This window comes from Micromonospora sp. NPDC005367 (assembly GCF_040606825.1).
In the GTDB taxonomy this organism is placed as follows: Bacteria; Actinomycetota; Actinomycetes; order Mycobacteriales; family Micromonosporaceae; genus Micromonospora.
Genome location: NZ_JBEXFP010000031.1, coordinates 53390 through 71819 on the forward strand (window position 1 = coordinate 53390; position 18430 = coordinate 71819).

Here is an 18430-nt window from a genome sequence, read left to right on the forward strand (position 1 = left end):
CGCCCGGTGCACCGCGATGTGCACCGGGCGCCGTCGTTTGGCTACCCTTTCCCCGTGCCGTCGCTGTTTCGCCGCAAGCCCACCGACCTCGCCGACGAGGCCGTCACCTCGGTGACCCCCGACGAGGAGTCCGAGTCCGCCCGCCCGCGCGGCTACACGCCCGCCAAGGGGCGCGAGACGCCGAAGCGGCCGAGTGTGGGCCGGCGCCCGGGCGGCGCCCCCACCAAGCCCCTCACCAAGGAGGAGGCCCGGGAGCGTCGCCGGGAGCTGCGCGCCGAGTCGGCTGCGGAGTTCCGCCGCGAGGGCGGTCCCCGCGACCGGGGCCCTGAGCGGCTGCTGGCCCGCAACGTGGTCGACTCCCGGCGCAACATCGGCACCTGGTTCTTCGGCGGCGCGTTGATCGTGCTGCTCGGATCGAACGCCGCGATGCCGCCGTTGGTTCGGCTGATCTCCAACCTGCTCTGGGGTGTGCTGGCACTCGGCCTGGTGGTCGACTCGATCCTCATCTCGCGCAAGATCGGCAAGCTGGTCCGCGAGCGCTACCCCGACACCGGCCAGCGCATGGGCTCGCTCTACCTGTACGCGATCATGCGGTCGATCACGTTCCGCCGGATGCGGACGCCGCAGCCGCAGGTCAACATCGGCGATCGGGTCTGACCCAGCGCGTCGTCGCCGGGTGCGGTGGCGCGGGACCGAGCGGCGTCCGATCACCCTCCGTTCGCGGTAGCGTACGCATGGTTCACCATGTGTAATGCGCTATCGAGATCAACGGAGTGACCCATGCCCGCTCCCCCGCTGGCCGACATCGCCGCCGCGCTGCGCCGGGAACGGGAGCGGGCCGGCCTGTCGCTGGCCGATCTGGCCCGCCGGGCCGAGCTCTCCGAGTCCACCCTCGCCCACCTCGAGACGGCGGACGGCAACCCGGACGTGAGTACGCTCTGGGCGCTCGCGGACGCGCTCGGCGTACCGCTCGCCCGGCTGGTCGAGACGCAGCAGCACGAGGTACGTGTGATTCCGTCCGGCCAGGGTCCCCGGATCCGCTCCGAGCACGCGGACTTCGCCGGGGCCCTGCTCAGCGCCGGCTCGGCCGAGGTACGCCGCGACCTCTACCTCGTCCGACTGGAGCCCGGTGCGGTGGGCAGAGCGGAGGCGCACACCCCGCGCAGCGTGGAGCACGTCGTGGTGGCGGCCGGGCGGCTGCGGGTCGGCCCCGAGTCGGAGCTGGTCGAGTTGGGCCCCGGTGACTACGCGGCGTTCCCGGCGGACACCCCGCACCAGTACGAGTCGCTGGCGCAGGGCACCTTCGCGGTGCTGATGCTGGAGCACCCCTGACGCGACGCCCGGCCGGCCCCGCCCGCCGGGTCGGCCCGGAACTCGCGCTCCGGCCGCCGCCGGCGTGCGGGTGTCCGCAGAAGACGCGGAACCAGCGATATCCACAGTGGTGGACGATCCCGCTCAGACCCACTCACCGGTAGGTGGAGTATCGTCGGAGGCCGGATGCGGCTATCGCCCAAAATGTCCGGAACAGTAGGATAACGTTTGAGGTGGTGAACGGTGCCACAGTGGCGATGGGCGAGCCCACGCCGCTACCCTCCATCCGCAGCCACACCCTGCCGGAACGGCGAACTCCGCCGGCGGGTCGGGTGCCCAGCGCGACAATTGGCAACGAGGTGACAACGCCGTGAGCGAGCGGACGCGAGCCGGCCACCGGAGCGCGGTCCTCGGCGGCCCGGCGTCCGGCGGTCACCGTGTCGCGGCCCTGGCCGGACGGCGTCGCACGGGCACCGGCACGCACCCCGGGCGAGGCGACAGGCACGCCGGATGAGCAGCCGGTACGCGGACCGGTGGCAGGACCCGGCCGAACCGTCCTGGATGGTCGAACCCACCCACGAGTGGCACGCGCAGTTCCCCGGTCAGCGTTACCCCGGCGACATCGGCGCGCGGTACACCCCGCCACCCCGCGGCCGGGCCGCCGTGGTCGGCCGCGCCGACGTGCCGCCGCTCGCCCCGACCCGGCCGGACGGCACGTACGTGGGCCGGTCCTGGGAAGACGAGCCGACTCCCGACGAGGAGCCGCACGGCTGGGACCGCCGGCCGGACCGCGCCGACACACGCCGGTACGACGACGAGCCGTACCGCGCGCCGCGCGCCGAACCGGCCTGGCCCGACGATCGACCACCGACGCGCCGCAGCGACCCGGACGGCCGGACCGATTGGGCGGACCGCCGCTCGCGCGGCGAGGATCGCGGCACTCGGGAGAACACCTGGGAGCGAGGACCGGCGCCGGATGTCCGCCCGCCCCGGGCCGAACGCAACTCGGGGTATCCGCCCGCCCCTCCGGTGTCCCCCGCGCCCCGCTCACCCCACCCGGGTTGGATGCCCGAGCCGGACGAGGGGCCATCCCGCCGATACGACGGCGGGCGGCCGTCCACCGGCCACGAGGGACGCCCGCCGGCCGGCGGCCGTACACGCTACCCGTGGGGTCACGCCCCGGAGCGGGACCGCCGTCCGGACGACCTCCGGCACGAGCCGCCCGGCCACATGGACCGGCCACGCCACCCGGACCACACCCGGCACCCCGACGACGCACGCGGCCCGCGCCGCGACGACCGGCCACGCTACCCGGACGGGCCACGCTACGAGGACGGGCCGCAGCACCCCGCCGCGCGACCCCGCAACGACGACGAACACCTCCGCCGCCCCGAGCCGGAGCGGCACGGTCGCCCGCATCACGAGGACGACCGTGCGTACGACCGTGGCGGGAATCCGCGCCCCGAGCCGGACCGGCGCGGGCGGCCCCGCGAGGCGGCCGGCTACACCGATCCGTACGCCGACCGGCGTGCGCGCGAGGAGGTCCGGCCGGAGGCGCACCGCGAAGGGTGGCCGCGACCGGAGCACGAGGCACGAGCCGCGTCCTGGCCGCCGGGACCTGCGCGCCCCGGTCGGGACCCGGGACAGCGCGGCGAACCGCGACCGGAGCCACGGCGGCCGGTCGAGCCCGAGGTACCGCCTCGCGGCGCCGGACGGCAGGAGATGCCGCCCCGGTTCGACGACACGCAGCGCCCGACCGGCCGGCCCTACCCTCCGGCCGCCGCCACCCGGGACGTGCCGATGTCCGGCCCGCCCGTCTCGCCCGCCCCGACGGGCGGCCGACCCACGGGACCCGCGCCGGCCAGCGGGCCGTACCCGCCGGCGCCCCCGGCCCCACCGGCGCACCCGGCTCCCGCACGGCCCGGCGTGCCCGACCGACCGATCTCACCCGCGCCGGCTCGCCCGGTCTCCCCCGCGCCCGTCTCTCCCGCATCGGCGGGCCACGTCCCGGGGACACCCGTGTCCCCCGCACCGGCGCGACCGGTCTCGCCCGCACCCGTCTCCCCCGCATCGGCAGGCCACGTCCCGGGGACACCCGTGTCCCCCGCACCAGCGCGACCGGTCTCCCCCGCACCCGTCTCCCCCGCATCGGCGCGACCGGTCTCCCCCGCGCCTCCGAGCCACGCCTCAGGGATGCCGGCGTCCGGTTCGACCGCGCACCGCAGGCCGGTCTCCGGTCCGCCGGGGAGCGGTGTGCGACCCGAGTTCCGCCCCACCCCGGAGCCGCCGTCCACTCCGGATCGGGGCACGCCCGGCGAACAACCGCCGGACCGGGGCCGTCCGGGCGTCGAACGCGTTCACACGTACCCCGTCGCGCCGGACGAGCACCGACCGGCCGAGAACGAACGCGCCGCCGGGAGGGCCGCGGACCCAGCGGCGCCGGCCGCCCCGCCGGCACCCGGCGCGCCACGGGTGTACGTCCCACCGCCCCCGTCGGGTGCGCCCGCCTACCGGCCGGAGCCCGAGCCCACCGGGGGTTCGGACGCCTGGTTCCGCCCGGCCCGCCCGACGCCCAACGAACCCGGGTCGACGCCGGCCACCGGTCGGTCGGAACAGGCCACCACGCAGCCGACCCCGACATCCGGTCACACCGAGGACCGGACGACGGTTCAGCCGGACCGGCCGACCAGCGGCGAGTACGCCTCCTCGACTCCGAAGCCGGTCCACAACCCACCCACTCCGCAGCCGCCGGCCGCACCGGCCGAGGCCCAGACGCCACCGACGGTGACGCGGCCGGTGGATCCGCCGACATCCGCACCGCGCCCGCCGGCCGCAGCGGAGCTGCCCGCCACACCCGAGCCATCGGCCGACGAGTCCGTGGCCCCGTCGGCGGTCGGTCGTGTCGAGACGTCGACGTCCGACCCGAAGCCTCCGGCAACCGCGTCCGTCGACGCTCCGGTGAACCCGCCGACCAGCGTGCCCGACGAGCCGGTGAACCCACCGGCCGTCGGGATGATCGACGCTTCGGTGAACCCGCCCGCCCCGGAGATGATCGACGAGCCGCGTGTCCTGGCCGCCGAACCGATCGACGCGGCGGCGCCGGCCGCCCCGGCCCGGCCGGACCCGCATCCCGCACCGGTATCCGCTCCACCTGCCGGCCTCGACCGGTCGGCGTACCCGGCGGACGACGTCGCGTCAGTGCCGGACACACCGGCGGGCGCGTCGCCGGGTACCGAACGCGAGCCAACCCGGTCGCCGGTATCCGACGAGTCCGGCACCGTCGCCGCGTCCGCACCGGACGAGCACAGCTCGACCTCGTCGTTCCCCGCTGACCTCGCGGCAGCGGTCCCCGACCCGGCGCCGCCGGTCTCAGCGCCGCCGGCCCCAGCGCCGCCGGGCTCGGAGCAGCCGGTCCCAGCGCCGCCGGCCTTGGGGCAGCCCGTCCCGGCGGGTCCGGTCCCCACGCCGCCAGGACCAGCGCAGGCCGTCGCGGCTCCGCCCGTACCCGGTCCGGCCGTGCAGGTGCCGGCCGTGCCGAAACCGGCCGTGCAGGTGCCCGCCGTGCCGGAGCCGACCGGGACGGGGACCGCCGAGGGCCTTCCCGCCACGACAACCACCCCGCGCCCGACCTTCGCATCACCGGCAGAGCCGGACTCCTCAACACCGGCTCCATCCGCGGGCACACCAGCCGGCGCGGACACGGCGGAGGCCGCGTCCGGCGGGCTGGACGAGACGCCTCCGACCGCTCCGGCCGTCCCGCCCGCCGATTCGTCCGACCCGGTGGCGGTCGACGCGACAATGCCGGGTCCGGACGGGCCCGCGCCCGATCGGGTGATGACACCGCCGGCGCAGCCCGTCGCGGCACCGGTTTCCGCGCCGCCGGTCGCGCCCAGCCCCATGCCGCAGCCCGGCTCCGCCACTACGCCGGTGTCCGCCGCTCCGGCGCGTCCGGTTTCCGCGCCACCCGGATCCGTCCCGCCGCACTCGACCGCCACTGTCACGTCCGAGCCGGAATCCGGTCGGTCGAACACCCCGCCCGCCGCGCCACCGGCGGAGCCGTCCTCGACGCCATGCACCGCACTTCCGGCCGGACCGATCTCCGCGCCACCCACCGTTACTTCGACCGCGGCGGCCTCCGCGCCACCCACCGCCACCGACGCCGCGCCCCCGACCGGCCCGGAGCCCGGGCAGCCCGCCGAACCGGTCTCCGCGCCACCGGCGTCGTCCGTGTCCGCGCCGCCCGCCGCGCCGACGGCCGCCGAGCAGGGCGACCCCGAGCAGGTGTTGGCGAGCTACCGCTGGCAGATCGACCCGGTGACGCTCCGGGAGGTCGTGGACGACCCCGAGGAGCTGCGGATCATCCGACGGCGGCTCACCGAGAAGCTGGGTACGGCCGTCGACAACCGGGCCCGCGCCCGGCTGCTCAGCCTCCGTGCCGTGGTCTCCCGCGTCCTCGGAGAGCTCGGCGACGCCCTCGCCGACGCGCGGCTCGCCCTCACGTACGCGGAGGCGACCGGCGAGCTGCGCCGGATCGCGCTCGCGCAGGCCCGGCTGGGGCAGGTGCTCCGCTGGCGCGGCGAGTTCGTGGAGGCGGACCAGCTGTTCGCCCGAGCCACCTCGCCCGAGTTGCCGGACCGGCTGCGCGCCGCGCTGCACGAACACGCCGGACGATCCTGCGTCGACCAGGGCCGGTTCATGGAGGCCTGCCAGCACTTCGAGTGGGCGCTCGACCTGCGCGGCGCCGGGGATGCCGAGCTGCTGGCCCGGGTCCGGGTGGCGCTCGACGCGATCGCCGAGCGGGCCGCGGAGGGATTCGGGCCGTACCCGCGTAGCCGCGACGAGGTCCTGGAGCGGATCCAACCCCCGGTGCCCGCGCGCGACGGCGCGCTGTGGGGCTACACCGACCCGGAGGGCGATCTGGTCATCCCGGCCCGGTACGCCGAGACCCAGCAGTTCCGCGAGGGGCTGGCCTGGGTGCGCCGACCGGACACCGACCGCTGGTCGCTGATCGCACTCACCGGTACCACGGTGATCCAGCCCTCGTACCTCGCGGCCCGTCCGTTCTCCGACGGGCTGGCCTGGGTGGTCCGGAACGCCGCCGAAGGCTGGCTGGCCATCGACCCGACCGGCGACGTGGTCGTCCCGCCCGGCTTCGCCGACGTACGGCCGTTCCGCCGGGGCGTGGCCGCGGTCCGCCGGGACGGTTGGGGCGCGGTCGACCGGTCCGGCCAGATCGTCGTGCCGACGAGGTACCACGGTTTCCGCACGGCCATGGCCGACGGTCGGGTCATCGACGGCTTCACCGACGAGGGGCTGGCCGTGATCGAGCTGGCCGGCCGGCACGGTGTGGTGGACCACACCGGCAACATGATCGTGCAGCCGGTGCACCCGGCGCTGGTCGTGCATCCGGTCGCCTTCCTGGTGGGTACGGGCACCGGACGGTGGGGCGCGCTCGATCGGCGCGGGAATCCGCTGATAGACCCGGTTCACCGCACACCGGAGGACGTGCTCGACGAGATCGAGCGTCTGCTCGCCGACACCAACCCGGTGCTCTAGGGGCGGCCGGCGACGGCTCGGCGACCGCCCGAGCAGTTCGCCGCGACTCAGCGCGGTTGATCGACTCGCGTTCCTTGATGTCGGGGTGTCCCGACGCGTGGACGCCCCGACTTTATGGAGGTCGAGTTGACCATTCCGCGCTGTGGAGGCACGGCGGCGGGACGGACCCGCGCGGACGAGGGACGACACACACCGGAGGACGGCGGGGCGAAGGCAACCGAAGATCAGGGTTAGGGTCGGGTCATGGAATTCCGTCACCTGGGCCGCTCGGGCCTTCTGGTCAGCGAGATCTCGTACGGCAACTGGATCACCCACGGCTCGCAGGTCGAGGAGGACGCCGCCCTCGCCTGCGTGCGGGCCGCGCTCGACGCCGGCATCACCACCTTCGACACCGCCGACGTGTACGCCGGCACGAAGGCCGAGGAGGTGCTCGGCCGCGCCCTGAAGGGTGAGCGGCGCGAGGGCATCGAAGTCTTCACCAAGGTCTACTGGCCGACCGGGCCGGGCCGCAACGACCGGGGCCTGTCCCGCAAGCACATCATGGAGTCGATCAACGGCTCGCTGCGCCGGCTGCAGACCGACTACGTGGACCTCTACCAGGCCCACCGGTACGACTACAGCACGCCGCTGGAGGAGACGATGGAGGCCTTCGCCGACGTCGTGCACTCCGGCAAGGCGCACTACATCGGCGTCTCCGAGTGGAAGGCGTCCCAGATCCGCGAGGCCCACGAGCTCGCCCGTGAGCTGAAGATCTCGCTGATCTCCAACCAGCCGCAGTACTCGATGCTGTGGCGGGTCATCGAGGGCGAGGTCGTACCCACCAGCGAGGAGCTGGGCGTCGGCCAGATCGTCTGGTCGCCGATGGCGCAGGGCGTGCTCACCGGTAAGTACCTGCCGGGTCAGCCGCCGCCGGCCGGCTCCCGGGCCACCGACGAGAAGTCGGGTGCGAACACCATCGCCCGGTTCCTCAACGACGCGGTGCTGACCCGGGTGCAGCAGCTCCGGCCGCTGGCCGAGCAGGCCGGGCTCACCATGGCCCAGCTCGCCATCGCGTGGGTGTTGCAGAACCCGAACGTCTCGTCGGCCATCATCGGCGCGTCCCGCCCCGAGCAGGTGTACGACAACGTCAAGGCGGCCGGCGTGAAGCTCGACGCCGAACTGCTCAAGAAGATCGACGAGATCGTCGACCCGATCACCGAGCGTGACCCGGCCAAGACCGTGAGCCCGGCGCAGCGCCCGTGACGCCGTCCGGTCCGGCCGGCGCGTCAGCCCGGCCGGACCGGCCCGTCAGCCCTGCCAGAAGCGGATCAGGTCGAGCCCGGCGGCGTAGAGCCAGGACGGCAGGCCGAGTACCTCGCCGACGGTGAAGACCACGTCGAAGAACCAGCCGCTGATCCGCGGGTTCCACAGCAGTGCGAACAGCAGGATGAATCCGTACGGCGCGAAGAGGTCGTACATCCGGCGCCACTGCCGGTTCAGCCAGGGCTGGATCATGTTGCCGCCGTCCAGCCCGGGCACCGGCAGCAGGTTGAGCGCGCTCGCCGTGAGCTGGAGGAACGTCAACAGCGCCACCCCGGCCCAGAACTCGACCGAGCCGCCGGCGCCGGTGCCGACCCGCAACACCAGCACGAGCACCAGCGTGAACACCACGTTGGTGGCCGGTCCGGCGAGACTGACCAGCGTGTGCCGCAGCCGTCCCGGAATGGCGTGCCGGTCCACCCAGACCGCCCCGCCCGGCAGCCCGATGCCGCCGAGCAGCACCACCAGCACCGGCAACGCGATGGACAGCAACGGGTGGCTGTACTTCAGCGGGTTCAGCGTCAGGTAGCCGCGGTGCGCGACGCTCCGGTCGCCCGCCCGGAAGGCGACGATCGCGTGCGCGTACTCGTGCAGGCAGAGCGACACCAGCCAACCGGAGACCACGAACCCGAAGACGTCCAGCCGGATGTTGCCGACCTCGTTCCAGGCGAGCACCCCGGTGGTCACGAAGAGCGCCACCAGGGCGACGAAGATGGGACTCGGCCGGAACGCCGCCCGCGGCACGCCGAGTATCAGCGACTCCCCGCCGTGGCGCTGATCGGCCATCACTCGGCTGCGGGCAGCAGGCTCATCCGGTACTCGACCCGGTCGTCGTCGACGAGCGCGACCGAGGTGACGCCGGACGACGCGAGCTCGCGCCAGACCTGACCGATCCAGGACTCGGCGTCGGCCTGACTGCCGAACGACTCCACCGGGCCTTGCACCGGCTGGCCGTCCGTGCCCTCGTACCGCCAGCTCCACGCCATGCCGCGTCTCCCCTCGCCGCTGTGGTCCCCATGGGACGAACCCTCGCAAGCGTAGTCGCCCTGGCGCGCGACGGCCGCTCGCTCGCCCGTCGTGCGGTCGCACGGGCGTCGATAACGGTGTCCGCGCCGGCCGGTACGGTGACCCGGTGCTGACTGAGGGAGTGGTGCTCAGCGATCGGTACCGGCTGAGCGAACGGGTGGCGACGGGCGGGATGGGTGCGGTCTGGCGGTGCACGGACCTGCTGCTGGAACGCCAGGTCGCCGTCAAGGTGCTGCTGCCGACCCTGGTCGCCGACCCGGAATTCGCCACCCGGTTCCGGGCCGAGGCGCAGATGCTGGCCGCTCTGCGTCACCCGGGGGTGGTCGCGGTGCACGATGTCGGTCAGGCCACGCTCGCCGACGGGACCCCGGTCGAGTACCTGGTCATGGAGTACGTCGAGGGTGAGCCGCTGGGCCACTGGATCGGCCGGGCCGGCCGGCTGGACGCCGCGTCCACCATGTCGGTGGTGGCGCAGGCGGCGGACGCCCTGCACGGGGCTCACGTCGCCGGGATCGTCCATCGCGACGTGAAGCCGGCCAACCTGCTGGTCAGGCCCGACGGTCGCGTGGTGCTGGTGGACTTCGGCATCGCCCGCTCGCCGGCCCTGACCGGGCTCACCGCGGCCAACATCGTGCTCGGCACCGCGCTCTACATGTCGCCCGAGCAGGGCACCGGCCAGCCGGTCTCCGCCGCCAGCGACGTGTACGCGCTCGGCGCCGTGGCGTACCTCTGCCTCGCGGGGCGGCCCCCGTTCGTCGGTGAGAACCCGCTCGAGGTGGCGCTGCGCCACCAGCAGGACGAGCCGGCCCCCCTGCCGCCGGGCACCCCACCCGCGGTCATCGAACTGGTGGCCCGGGCGATGGCGAAACGCCCGGCCGACCGGTTCGGCAGCGCCGCCGAAATGGCCCGGGCGGCCACCGAGGCGCGCCGCGCCGTCCTGGCCACCGGCCCGCACTCCGCCCGTCCGCCGTGGGCGTCGACCGGCGCGACCCTTACCCCGCCACCCGCACCGGCCGACCTCTCCCAGCCGCCGCTGCCGACCGCACCGGCCGCTGCCGGCGGTACGCCTGCGCCGCCTGCCCCGGTCAGCCCCGCACAGCCCACGCCGGTCGGCCCCGCGTATCCCGTGCCGGCGGATCTCACCATCGTCGGCGCGGCACCCGCCGGCCCGGCCGCCGGGCACCCGTACGCCGCTGCTCCTCCGGCCGGTTCCGCGGGGCCGACCACGTCCAACTCCACGCCCGGGTTCCCAGCCCCGCCGGCAGATGTCCCACCCGGTTACCCGACCTCCGGGAGTCCGAGCGGATACCCGGCTCCCGGGGGTCCGAGCGGATACGAAGCCCCTGCTGGCCCGAGCGGATACCCGACCCCGCCGGCCGGGTTCCCGGCCGCACCGCCCAGCGGACCGGCCGGATTCCCGAGCGGGTTCGCCGGCCCGGTCCCGATGTCGACGCCCATCGGGCAGCCCGGCCCTGCCGGGTGGTCGGCCGACGTCACGCCCGTACCGCAGCCGCCCCCGGCCGACACCCTTGAGAACCCGCTGGGTTCCGAATCGACCGGACGCCGAGGCAAGCTGATCGCTGCCGGCGCGGCCGTGTTCGTGGTGCTGGCCGCGACGATTGGACTGATCACGCTGCGTCCCGGTGGCGGCCCCGGCAAGAGCGACCAGCCACCGGCGCTGGCCGCCGAGTCGGCGGCACCGGAGGCGCCGGAGCGGACTCCCGTGCCGAACGGCATCGGCACCGCCCCCGCCCGCAGCCCCGGCACCACCCCGAGCGCCACCCGTCCGGCGGGCCCCGGGGCGACCGGCACCAACTCGACCGGTCGGACCGGCGCTCCCGAAGCCCCCGGCGGCGGGCAGAGCGCCCCGCCGACCGGCGGCACCGGCAGCCGCCCGACGCCGAGCACGAGCAGCAGCAAGCCCGAGAAGCCCAACCCGTACACGGCGGTCCAGGCCTGCGGCTCCGGGTACCAGGTGATCGACTCGGCGACGCTGACCGACGGCGGCGGACGCCGCCGGGGGCGCGTCTACCTGCTCTACAACGCGGGCAACGGCTACAACTGCGTCGTCACCCTCAAGGACACCGCCGTCGGCACGAAGACGGCGGCGTCGGCGTACCTCGAGGTGAAGGGGCAGACGCGCAAGACCGACAGCGGCTCGTTCCAGTACTACGCCGGGCCGGTACGGGCTGCCGGCGCCGGGAAGTGCGTGAGGTGGGGCGGGTCGACCGGAGGTGTCAGCTACGGGAGTCCGTTCGAACACTGCGACTGAGCGCCCGGGCCGGGCGGCAACGACACCACCGACGGCCTTAAGGTACGGGCATGTCGGTTGACGGGTGGAACACGGTCCTGGTGCTCGGCGGCATCCGGTCCGGCAAGTCCGAGTTCGCCGAGTCCCTGGTCGGTGACGCGCCGGTGGTCCGGTACGTGGCCACCGCACCCGAGGGGGACCCGCAGGACACCGAGTGGGCGGGCCGTCTCGCGGCGCACCGCGCCCGCCGGCCGGGCAGCTGGACCACCGAGGAGACCGCCGACGAACCGCGTCGGCTCGCCGACGTGCTCGCTTCCGCCGAGCCGCACGAGACGCTGCTCGTCGACGACCTCGGCGGGTGGGTGGCGGTGCTGCTGGATCCGACGCACCAACCCGCGGACGACACCGGGACGATCACCGAACTGGCCGACGCGATCCGTCACTGCACTGCGCGGCTGGTGCTGGTCAGCCCCGAGGTCGGGCTGTCGCTGGTGCCGACCACCCCGGTCGGCCGGGCCTTCACCGACGCGCTGGGCACCACGAACCGGGCCGTCGCCGACGCCTGCGACGGGGTCGTGCTGGTGATCGCCGGGCAGCCGACCTGGCTCAAGGGCCCGGCGTCCACCGGCGCCGCGCCGGTCCTGGGCACCGGGGCCGTACGGGTCCCCGGTAGGAAACCCGCCGGCGCTGCCGCTGCCGAGCAGACACCCGAACTCGTCGACCTGTCGAACGTGGTGAACCCCACGTCCCCGCCGCCGTTGCCCGCCGAGAACGACGCCGGCTGGGCCACGCCCGCCACGGCGCCGCCGATGAGCTACACGGATCTGGTCATCCAGCCGGGCATGGAACTGCCGATGCCCGACGAGAACGCCGGTCCGCAGGCGATCGAACGGCTCGCCACCCTCGACGTGCCCGGCGCCGGGCTGGGCGTGCTGGAGCAACTGGTCGGCTTCGCCGCCGCCACCCAGGGCACCCCGACTCCGGCCGCCTGGAAGTCCGTACGCGTGCTGCTGGTCAGCGGCGACCACGCCGGCGGCGCGGCCGCCGGTGTCCGGCCCGGCGAGTCGGCGCGCCGGGCCGGGCAGGCCCGCACCGGCCGGGGCGCGCTGGCCCGGCTGGCCGCCGAGGCCGGCGCGAGCCTCCAGGTGGTGGACGCCCCGAGCGCCGCCGCGATGGAGGATGGGCCGGCGCTCACCGGCGAGCAGGTCGAGTCCGCGCTGCGCTACGGCTGGCAGCTGGCCGAGGAGGCCGCCGGTGCGGGCGTGCAGCTGCTGGTGCTGGCCGCGACCGGGGCCGGCACCGAGGCGACCGCCGCGGCAGTGCTCGCCGCCACCGCCGGAGCGGAACCGTCGGCCGTCCTCGGCCGGGTGGTCATCGAGACCGGCGAGATCGACGACGCGGCCTGGATGCGGCGCTGCGCGGCGGTGCGCGACGCGATGCACCGGACTCGCAACTCGTCCCGGGCCGCCAAGGACGTGCTCGCCGAACTCGGCGGCGGCGACGTGGCGATCGCCACCGGCGTGCTGCTCGGCGCGACGGCGCACCGCATCCCGGTGATGCTCGACGGCCCGGTCGGGCTGGCCGCCGGCCTGGTCAGCCGGGACCTGGCCGGGCAGGCCCGGCACTGGTGCCTGCTCGCCGACCACGGTGGCGACCCGGCGGTGAAGCTGGCGGGGGACATACTCGGCCTCACCGCGCTGCTCGACCTGCGGCTGGGTCTCGGCGAGGGCGCCAACGCGCTGGTCGCGCTGCCGATGCTGCGTTCGGTGCTGGCGCTGGCCGCCGCGCTGCCCACGCACCCGTCGCTGGCGGGCGAGGGCGAACCGGACGACGAGCATGCGGCGCCCGAGTTCGCCGAGCCGGTGCCGGCCGGGCCCGGCCCCACCAGTATCGAGCCGGACGAGGAACGGGTCGAACCGTCGGGCCGTGCCGGCTGACGGGCGGTTCGTCGCCGGGGCGCGGCTGGCGCTCACCACGTTCACCACGCTGCCGGTGCGCGCCGGCCGGATCGACCGGGCCGTGGCGGGCACCGCGATGTCGCTCGCGCCGGCCGTCGGGGCACTGCTCGGGGCACTGCTGGCCGGGGTGCTGCTGCTCCTGACCGCGGTCGCGCCACCACTCGTCGCCGCCGGGGTGACGGTCGGCGCCGCCGCGCTGCTCACCCGGGGCCTGCACCTCGACGGGCTGGCCGACACCGTCGACGCGCTCGGCTCGTACCGGCGTGGGCCGGCCGCCCTGGAAATCATGAAGAAGCCGGACGTCGGCCCGTTCGGGGTGGTCGCGCTGGTGGTCGTACTCCTGCTGCAGGCCGCGACGCTCGCCGAGCTGGCCGGGCGGTCGTGGCCGGCGTGCCTCGCGGCGGTGGTCGCCGCGACAGCGGCCGGCCGGCTCGGCGTCACGCTGGCCTGCCGGCGGGGCGTGCCGGCAGCCCGGCCGGACGGCCTCGGCGCGCTGGTCGCCGGCACGGTCGGCCTGCCGGCCCTGGCGCTCGGCGTGGTCGCCGTCGCGCTGGTGGCCGTCGCCGCGGTGCCGGACCGGCCGTGGCAGGGGCCGCTCGCCGTCGGGGTCGCCCTGGCCGTCGCGGTGGCGCTGCTGGCCCACGTGGTACGCCGACTCGGCGGCGTCACTGGCGACGTGCTCGGAGCGACCGTCGAGGTCGTCACCACGCTGGTCTACCTCGGACTGGTGCTGTCCGGCTGAACGCGGCACGGCACGCCGGGTAGCGTTCGGCTCGACAGCACCGGCACCGCCAACCGGGGGACGAGAATGCTCATCACCGACGACTTCCTACCCGTACCGGTCCCGGAGTCGCTCAGCGCGACCTACCTGGTACCCGTCGAGGGGTTGCCGAAGGTCAGTACGAAGAGCGCGGTGGCGGCGCTCGCCGGCCGGATCGCCGAGCCGGTGCACGGGCTGGCGAAGCAGATGCTGGACAGTCCGCTGATGAGCGTGGACGTCCGCCCGATCGGCGAGTTCCCCGAACTGCCGCCGGACCTGCTCGCCGCGTTCGGCGCCAGCGAGACGCAACTGGACCGGCTCGCCGCGGCCACCCACCTCGTGGTCGTGCAGGCCGAGTACCGGCCCGGCTGGCCGCCGGCGCACGAGTGGGCGGCCCGGGCGGTGGCGGCGGCGGTCGCCGACTCGGTGGGCGGTGACGTGGTGGACGTCTTCGGGTTGCAGTTCCTGGACCCGGCGACCGCGCTGCACTCACTCCCCGACGACAAGGGGCGCATCCGGCTGGTCGACTGGGTGCTGGTGCCCTACTCCTCCGACGCCGAGGGGCTCTGGTTCACCACGAAGGGGCTGCGTCGCTTCGGCTTGCTGGAGTTGCAGACGCAGGGTGTGCCGGACCACCTGACCCGGGCGTGGGGCGCGGTGATGACCGGCGCGGCGCGACGGCTGCTGCGGGACTGGACCGACGGACTGTCCGGCGAGGAGGTGCCGGCGTTCGTGCAGCTCCCGGTGCTCGCCACGGTGACCGGGCACGACATCGCGGTGGCGTACGGCAATCCGGAACAGCACGGTGCGACCGCCCCGGTGCTGCTGCGCATCGAACTCGACCCGGCGACCGACCCGGACGCGGACTCGTTCCTCAGCCTGAGGCCACCGGAGGGCCACTCCGGCCCGGCCGGCCGGTACTACGCGGCGGCCTGCGCCACGCTCTTCGCCGGCATCCAGCCGGACGTGCGCTACGCCCGGCCGGGGGACGCCATGAGCAAGGCGATCGCCACCGCCCGCTCGGGTCTGGCCGACGTACGTGCCCGGTTCGTCGCCGGCCAGCTGCCGCACGAGTCGCAGCTGGTGGTCAAGTACGGCCTGCCGGGCGAGGACGGCCCCGAGTACGTGTGGGCCGGCATCAGCTCGTGGGACACCCCGGAGCGGATCGTCGGGGTGAGCGCCAGCGACGCGACCTCCGACCCGACCGTACGGATCGGCTCCCCGGTCGTGGTGGAGGCCTCCGACGTGGTCGACTGGGCGCTGCTGGACGGCACCGGCGTCATCGAGGGTGGCTGGACCCAGGCCGTCCTGGACGCCGGCGAACGCCCGCGTGCCGAAGGCTGACCGGGCCGGACGTACGGGACACGATCATTCCGCCGCGCCGGACCCGGGTGGTTCCCCGATCCGCACGCCGGTGCGGGCCGCCCGGGCGGCGCCCCAGTCGTACAGCGCCTGGAGCACGCCGGACAGGCTGCGCCCCTCCTCGGTGAGCCGGTACTCCACGTGCGGCACCCGCGTCCCGAGGTCGTGCCGGGCGACGAGGCCGTCGGCCTCCAGCTCCCGGAGGCGCTGCACGAGCATCTTCTCGCTCACGTCCGGCATCCGGCGGCGCAGCTCGCCGTAGCGGTGCACGCCCTCCTTGAGGTGGGCGAGGATGACGGGCCGCCACCGTCCGCCGATCACGTCAACGGCCAGCTCCACCGGGCAGTGGTACCGCCTGCTCATCGAGCGTCCTCCCGTACTTACCAAACAGTGCGTACTTGATCACTAACCGCGAGCCGTGGTGTGGTTTGAGGCATGATCATCGAGTACATCAGGTACCGGGTCGCGCCGGAGCGCCGGGACGAGTTCGAGTCGGCGTACGAGCGGGCCTCGGCCGCGCTCGCCGCCGCCCCGCAGTGCGTCGACTACGAACTGAGCCGATGCGTGGAGCAGCCGGAGTGTCACATCCTGCGCATCTCCTGGACATCCGTCGAGGACCACCTGCGCGGGTTCCGTGCCGGCCCGCACTTCGGCCCCTTCTTCGCCGAGATCAAGCCGTACGTCGGAGACATCGAGGAGATGCGACACTACACCGTCACCCAGGTCGCCGGTGCCGGCGGCGCCGCGCCCCCGACCCTGTACGAGTGGGCCGGCGGCAGTACGGCGCTGACCACGTTGTGCGAGGCGTTCTACCGGCGCGTCCGCGCCGACGACCTGCTGGCGCCCGTGTTCGCCGGGATGCCACCTGACCATGCCCGTAACGTCGCGATCTGGCTCGGCGAGGTGTTCGGCGGGCCGGCGACGTACACGAACGAGCACGGTGGCTACCGCGCCATGCTCGGGCATCACCTACGCCGGGCCATCACCGAGGCGCAGCGCCGACGGTGGCTGGACCTCATGATGGACGCCGCTGACGAGGTCCAGCTACCGGACGATCCGGAGTTCCGGGCCGCCTTCGTCGGCTACCTGGAGTGGGGGACCCGGCTGGCCCTCGCGAACTCGCAGCCCAGCGCGGACCCGGTCCGGCAGGCGCCGGTGCCGCGCTGGGGCTGGGGTGTCGCGCCGCCCTACCAGGGCTGACGCGGGCGACAGTGGGTACGGGCTACTTCACCGAAGGCTGGACGAATGGGGGGCGGGTCACCCGCATCTGGGCACGGCGGCCGCGGATGTTCACCTCGACCACGTCGCCGTCGGCCAGGTTCGCCGCCGTGTCCAGCAGCGCCAGAGCGATGCCCTGCTTAAGGGTCGGCGAGAACGTGCCGCTGGTGACCGTGCCCACAGTCGTCTCACCGAGGTGCACGGTCATGCCGGGACGCGGGATCGCCCGGTCGACGGCCACCAGACCACGCAGCGTACGACGGGGACCGGCCGCCTTCTCCGCGCGCAGGGCGTCCCGGCCCCAGAACGCCGGCTTGTCCCAGCCGACCGCCCAGCCCGAGCGGGCCTGCACCGGCGTGATGTCCAGCGACAGGTCCTGACCGTGCAGCGGGTACCCCATCTCGGTACGCAGCGTGTCGCGGGCGGCGAGCCCGCAGGGACGCACGTCGTACGACTCGTCGGCGGCGAAGAGGGCGTCCCAGACGGCGGTGGCGTGCTCGGCCGGCACGACCAGCTCGTACCCCAGCTCGCCCGTGTAGCCGGTCCGGCAGACGGTCAGCTCGACCGGCACGCCGGCGACCGACGTGGCGGTGGAGAAGCTCATGTAGTCGTGCCCGGTGGGCAGACCCAGCGAGTCGAGCAGCTCGGCCGAGCGCGGCCCCTGCACGGCGAGCACCGCGTACGCCTCGTGCTCGTCGGTGACCGTGATCGACGCCGGCGCGGCGGCGCGCAGCCGGCGGACCACCTCGGCGGTGTTCGCGGCGTTCGGGATCAGGAAGACGTGATCGTCGGCGTGCAGGTAGGCGATGATGTCGTCCACGACGCCACCGGTGGCGTCGTCGCAGCAGAGGGTGTACTGCGCCCGGCCGGGGCCGATCCGGCCCAGGTCGTTGCTGAGGCAGGCGTTGACGAAGTCCGCCGCGCCCGCCCCCGTCACCCGGGCCTTGCCGAGGTGGGACACGTCGAAGACGCCCACTCCCGTGCGTACCGCCGTGTGTTCCCGCAGCACGCCGCCGCCGGCGTACTCCAGGGGCATCTCCCAACCCCCGAACGGGGCGAACTTGGCACCGGCAGCGGTGTGCCGCTCGTGCAACGGGGAACGACGCAGCCGGGTTTCGGCGGCGTCGGTGGTCACGTCGGTCATGGGTGGCAACTTACCGGGGCCGGACGCGCTGGTTAGCATCGGCGGGACCCACCGATTCGCCTCGGCGGGACAACCCACACGTCCGGCGGGTAGGTTCGCCGCCGGAGACCTTCACCGCCGGTACGCGTCGCCGCGGCCGGCCCGGCCCGCCCGGAGTAGCTCAGTGACATCGCCCCGTACCACCCTCAGCCTGGTCGACACCGACCCTGCAGAGCTCGCCGTCGACGCCATCGTGATCGGCGTGCACAGTCAGACCGGAGAGCAGGCCGCCACCAACGGCCTCGCCGGCACCCTGCTGCTCGCCAGCGGCGCGGAGAGCATCGCCGCCGCCTTCGACGGGAAGCTCACCGAGACGCTGGCGCTGCTCGGCGCGACCGGCGGCCCGGGCGAGGTGATCAAGCTGGCGACGCTGGGCACGATCACGGCTCCGGTGGTCGCCGCGGTCGGCCTCGGCCCCGAGCCGTCCGGCGCCGCGCCGAACCCGGAGACCCTGCGCCGGGCCGCCGGTTCGGTCGTACGCGCCCTCGCCGGCGCCTCCCGGGTGG

At 74.7% G+C, this 18430-nt stretch carries 15 protein-coding genes; 10 read left to right on the forward strand and 5 right to left on the reverse strand.

Annotated elements, in window-relative coordinates; genetic code table 11:
* Window positions 1–54 precede the first annotated feature (54 nt).
* Both ABZS42_RS21120 and ABZS42_RS21125 read left to right on the forward strand, forming a co-directional pair.
* Window positions 55–657, forward strand: coding sequence for a DUF3043 domain-containing protein (locus ABZS42_RS21120; protein WP_355147721.1), 603 nt, complete (start codon window positions 55–57; stop codon window positions 655–657).
* Window positions 658–780: 123 nt separating this feature from the next.
* Complete coding sequence (locus ABZS42_RS21125) at window positions 781–1332, forward strand: XRE family transcriptional regulator (RefSeq protein ID WP_355147723.1); 552 nt, start codon at window positions 781–783, stop codon at window positions 1330–1332.
* Between the two features lie 2648 nt (window positions 1333–3980).
* Here the strand turns inward: ABZS42_RS21125 and ABZS42_RS21130 are convergent.
* A complete protein-coding gene (locus ABZS42_RS21130; protein WP_355147725.1) occupies window positions 3981–4520 on the reverse strand; it encodes a hypothetical protein in 540 nt (179 codons plus the stop codon).
* A gap of 1018 nt (window positions 4521–5538) precedes the next feature.
* On the opposite strand from ABZS42_RS21130, the gene ABZS42_RS21135 reads away from it, so the two are divergent.
* On the forward strand, window positions 5539–6867 hold the full coding sequence (locus ABZS42_RS21135; protein WP_355147726.1) for a WG repeat-containing protein: 1329 nt from the start codon (window positions 5539–5541) through the stop codon (window positions 6865–6867).
* 243 nt (window positions 6868–7110) lie between these two features.
* Window positions 7111–8109 carry an aldo/keto reductase family protein gene (locus tag ABZS42_RS21140; RefSeq protein WP_355147727.1) on the forward strand — a complete coding sequence of 333 codons (999 nt, stop codon included), beginning with the start codon at window positions 7111–7113 and terminating at the stop codon, window positions 8107–8109.
* 45 nt (window positions 8110–8154) lie between these two features.
* Here the strand turns inward: ABZS42_RS21140 and ABZS42_RS21145 are convergent, their stop codons facing one another.
* Complete coding sequence (locus ABZS42_RS21145; protein ID WP_355147729.1) at window positions 8155–8952, reverse strand: site-2 protease family protein; 798 nt, start codon at window positions 8950–8952, stop codon at window positions 8155–8157.
* On the reverse strand, window positions 8952–9152 hold the full coding sequence (locus ABZS42_RS21150) for a hypothetical protein (RefSeq protein ID WP_355147731.1): 201 nt from the start codon (window positions 9150–9152) through the stop codon (window positions 8952–8954). The genes ABZS42_RS21145 and ABZS42_RS21150 overlap by 1 nt, the downstream gene beginning before the upstream one ends.
* 146 nt (window positions 9153–9298) lie before the next feature.
* Between ABZS42_RS21150 and ABZS42_RS21155 the strand changes: the two genes are divergently transcribed.
* The 4 genes from ABZS42_RS21155 (at window position 9299) to ABZS42_RS21170 (ending at window position 15505) form a co-directional block, all read left to right on the forward strand.
* Window positions 9299–11464, forward strand: a complete 2166-nt coding sequence (locus tag ABZS42_RS21155) for a protein kinase (RefSeq protein ID WP_355147733.1) — start codon at window positions 9299–9301, stop codon at window positions 11462–11464.
* A gap of 50 nt (window positions 11465–11514) precedes the next feature.
* Entirely contained in the window at window positions 11515–13380 is a 1866-nt protein-coding gene (locus ABZS42_RS21160; protein ID WP_355147735.1) for a bifunctional adenosylcobinamide kinase/adenosylcobinamide-phosphate guanylyltransferase, read from the forward strand.
* On the forward strand, window positions 13370–14143 hold the full coding sequence (gene cobS, locus ABZS42_RS21165) for an adenosylcobinamide-GDP ribazoletransferase (protein ID WP_355147737.1): 774 nt from the start codon (window positions 13370–13372) through the stop codon (window positions 14141–14143). Before ABZS42_RS21160 ends, cobS begins: the two co-directional genes overlap by 11 nt.
* Before the next feature lie 66 nt (window positions 14144–14209).
* The gene (locus tag ABZS42_RS21170) at window positions 14210–15505 is read left to right on the forward strand and encodes a DUF2314 domain-containing protein (protein WP_355147739.1); all 1296 of its coding nucleotides are present in this window, start codon (window positions 14210–14212) and stop codon (window positions 15503–15505) included.
* Window positions 15506–15529: 24 nt separating this feature from the next.
* On the opposite strand, the gene ABZS42_RS21175 is transcribed toward ABZS42_RS21170, so the two are convergent.
* Window positions 15530–15886, reverse strand: a complete 357-nt coding sequence (locus ABZS42_RS21175) for a helix-turn-helix domain-containing protein (RefSeq protein WP_355147741.1) — start codon at window positions 15884–15886, stop codon at window positions 15530–15532.
* A gap of 72 nt (window positions 15887–15958) precedes the next feature.
* On the opposite strand from ABZS42_RS21175, the gene ABZS42_RS21180 reads away from it, so the two are divergent.
* Window positions 15959–16723: an antibiotic biosynthesis monooxygenase gene (locus ABZS42_RS21180; RefSeq protein ID WP_355147743.1), complete on the forward strand. Its 765-nt coding sequence runs from the start codon at window positions 15959–15961 to the stop codon at window positions 16721–16723.
* Window positions 16724–16745: 22 nt separating this feature from the next.
* Here ABZS42_RS21180 and gcvT read toward each other — a convergent pair whose 3' ends face one another.
* Entirely contained in the window at window positions 16746–17885 is a 1140-nt protein-coding gene (gcvT, locus tag ABZS42_RS21185) for a glycine cleavage system aminomethyltransferase GcvT (RefSeq protein WP_355147745.1), read from the reverse strand.
* Between the two features lie 163 nt (window positions 17886–18048).
* On the opposite strand from gcvT, the gene ABZS42_RS21190 reads away from it, so the two are divergent.
* The coding region (locus ABZS42_RS21190; protein ID WP_355147747.1) for a M17 family peptidase N-terminal domain-containing protein at window positions 18049–18430 on the forward strand (382 nt) is incomplete at its 3' end.

Excerpts from the sequence above, each read along its gene's own strand:
- ABZS42_RS21180 (WP_355147743.1), top strand. The coding sequence starts at position 15,959 with ATGATCATCGAGTACATCAGGTACCGGGTCGCGCCGGAGCGCCGGGAC.
- ABZS42_RS21150 (WP_355147731.1), bottom strand. The coding sequence starts at position 9,152 with ATGGCGTGGAGCTGGCGGTACGAGGGCACGGACGGCCAGCCGGTGCAA.
- gcvT (WP_355147745.1), bottom strand. The coding sequence starts at position 17,885 with ATGACCGACGTGACCACCGACGCCGCCGAAACCCGGCTGCGTCGTTCC.
- ABZS42_RS21175 (WP_355147741.1), bottom strand. The coding sequence starts at position 15,886 with ATGAGCAGGCGGTACCACTGCCCGGTGGAGCTGGCCGTTGACGTGATC.
- ABZS42_RS21125 (WP_355147723.1), top strand. The coding sequence starts at position 781 with ATGCCCGCTCCCCCGCTGGCCGACATCGCCGCCGCGCTGCGCCGGGAA.
- ABZS42_RS21145 (WP_355147729.1), bottom strand. The coding sequence starts at position 8,952 with ATGGCCGATCAGCGCCACGGCGGGGAGTCGCTGATACTCGGCGTGCCG.
- ABZS42_RS21160 (WP_355147735.1), top strand. The coding sequence starts at position 11,515 with ATGTCGGTTGACGGGTGGAACACGGTCCTGGTGCTCGGCGGCATCCGG.
- ABZS42_RS21170 (WP_355147739.1), top strand. The coding sequence starts at position 14,210 with ATGCTCATCACCGACGACTTCCTACCCGTACCGGTCCCGGAGTCGCTC.
- ABZS42_RS21140 (WP_355147727.1), top strand. The coding sequence starts at position 7,111 with ATGGAATTCCGTCACCTGGGCCGCTCGGGCCTTCTGGTCAGCGAGATC.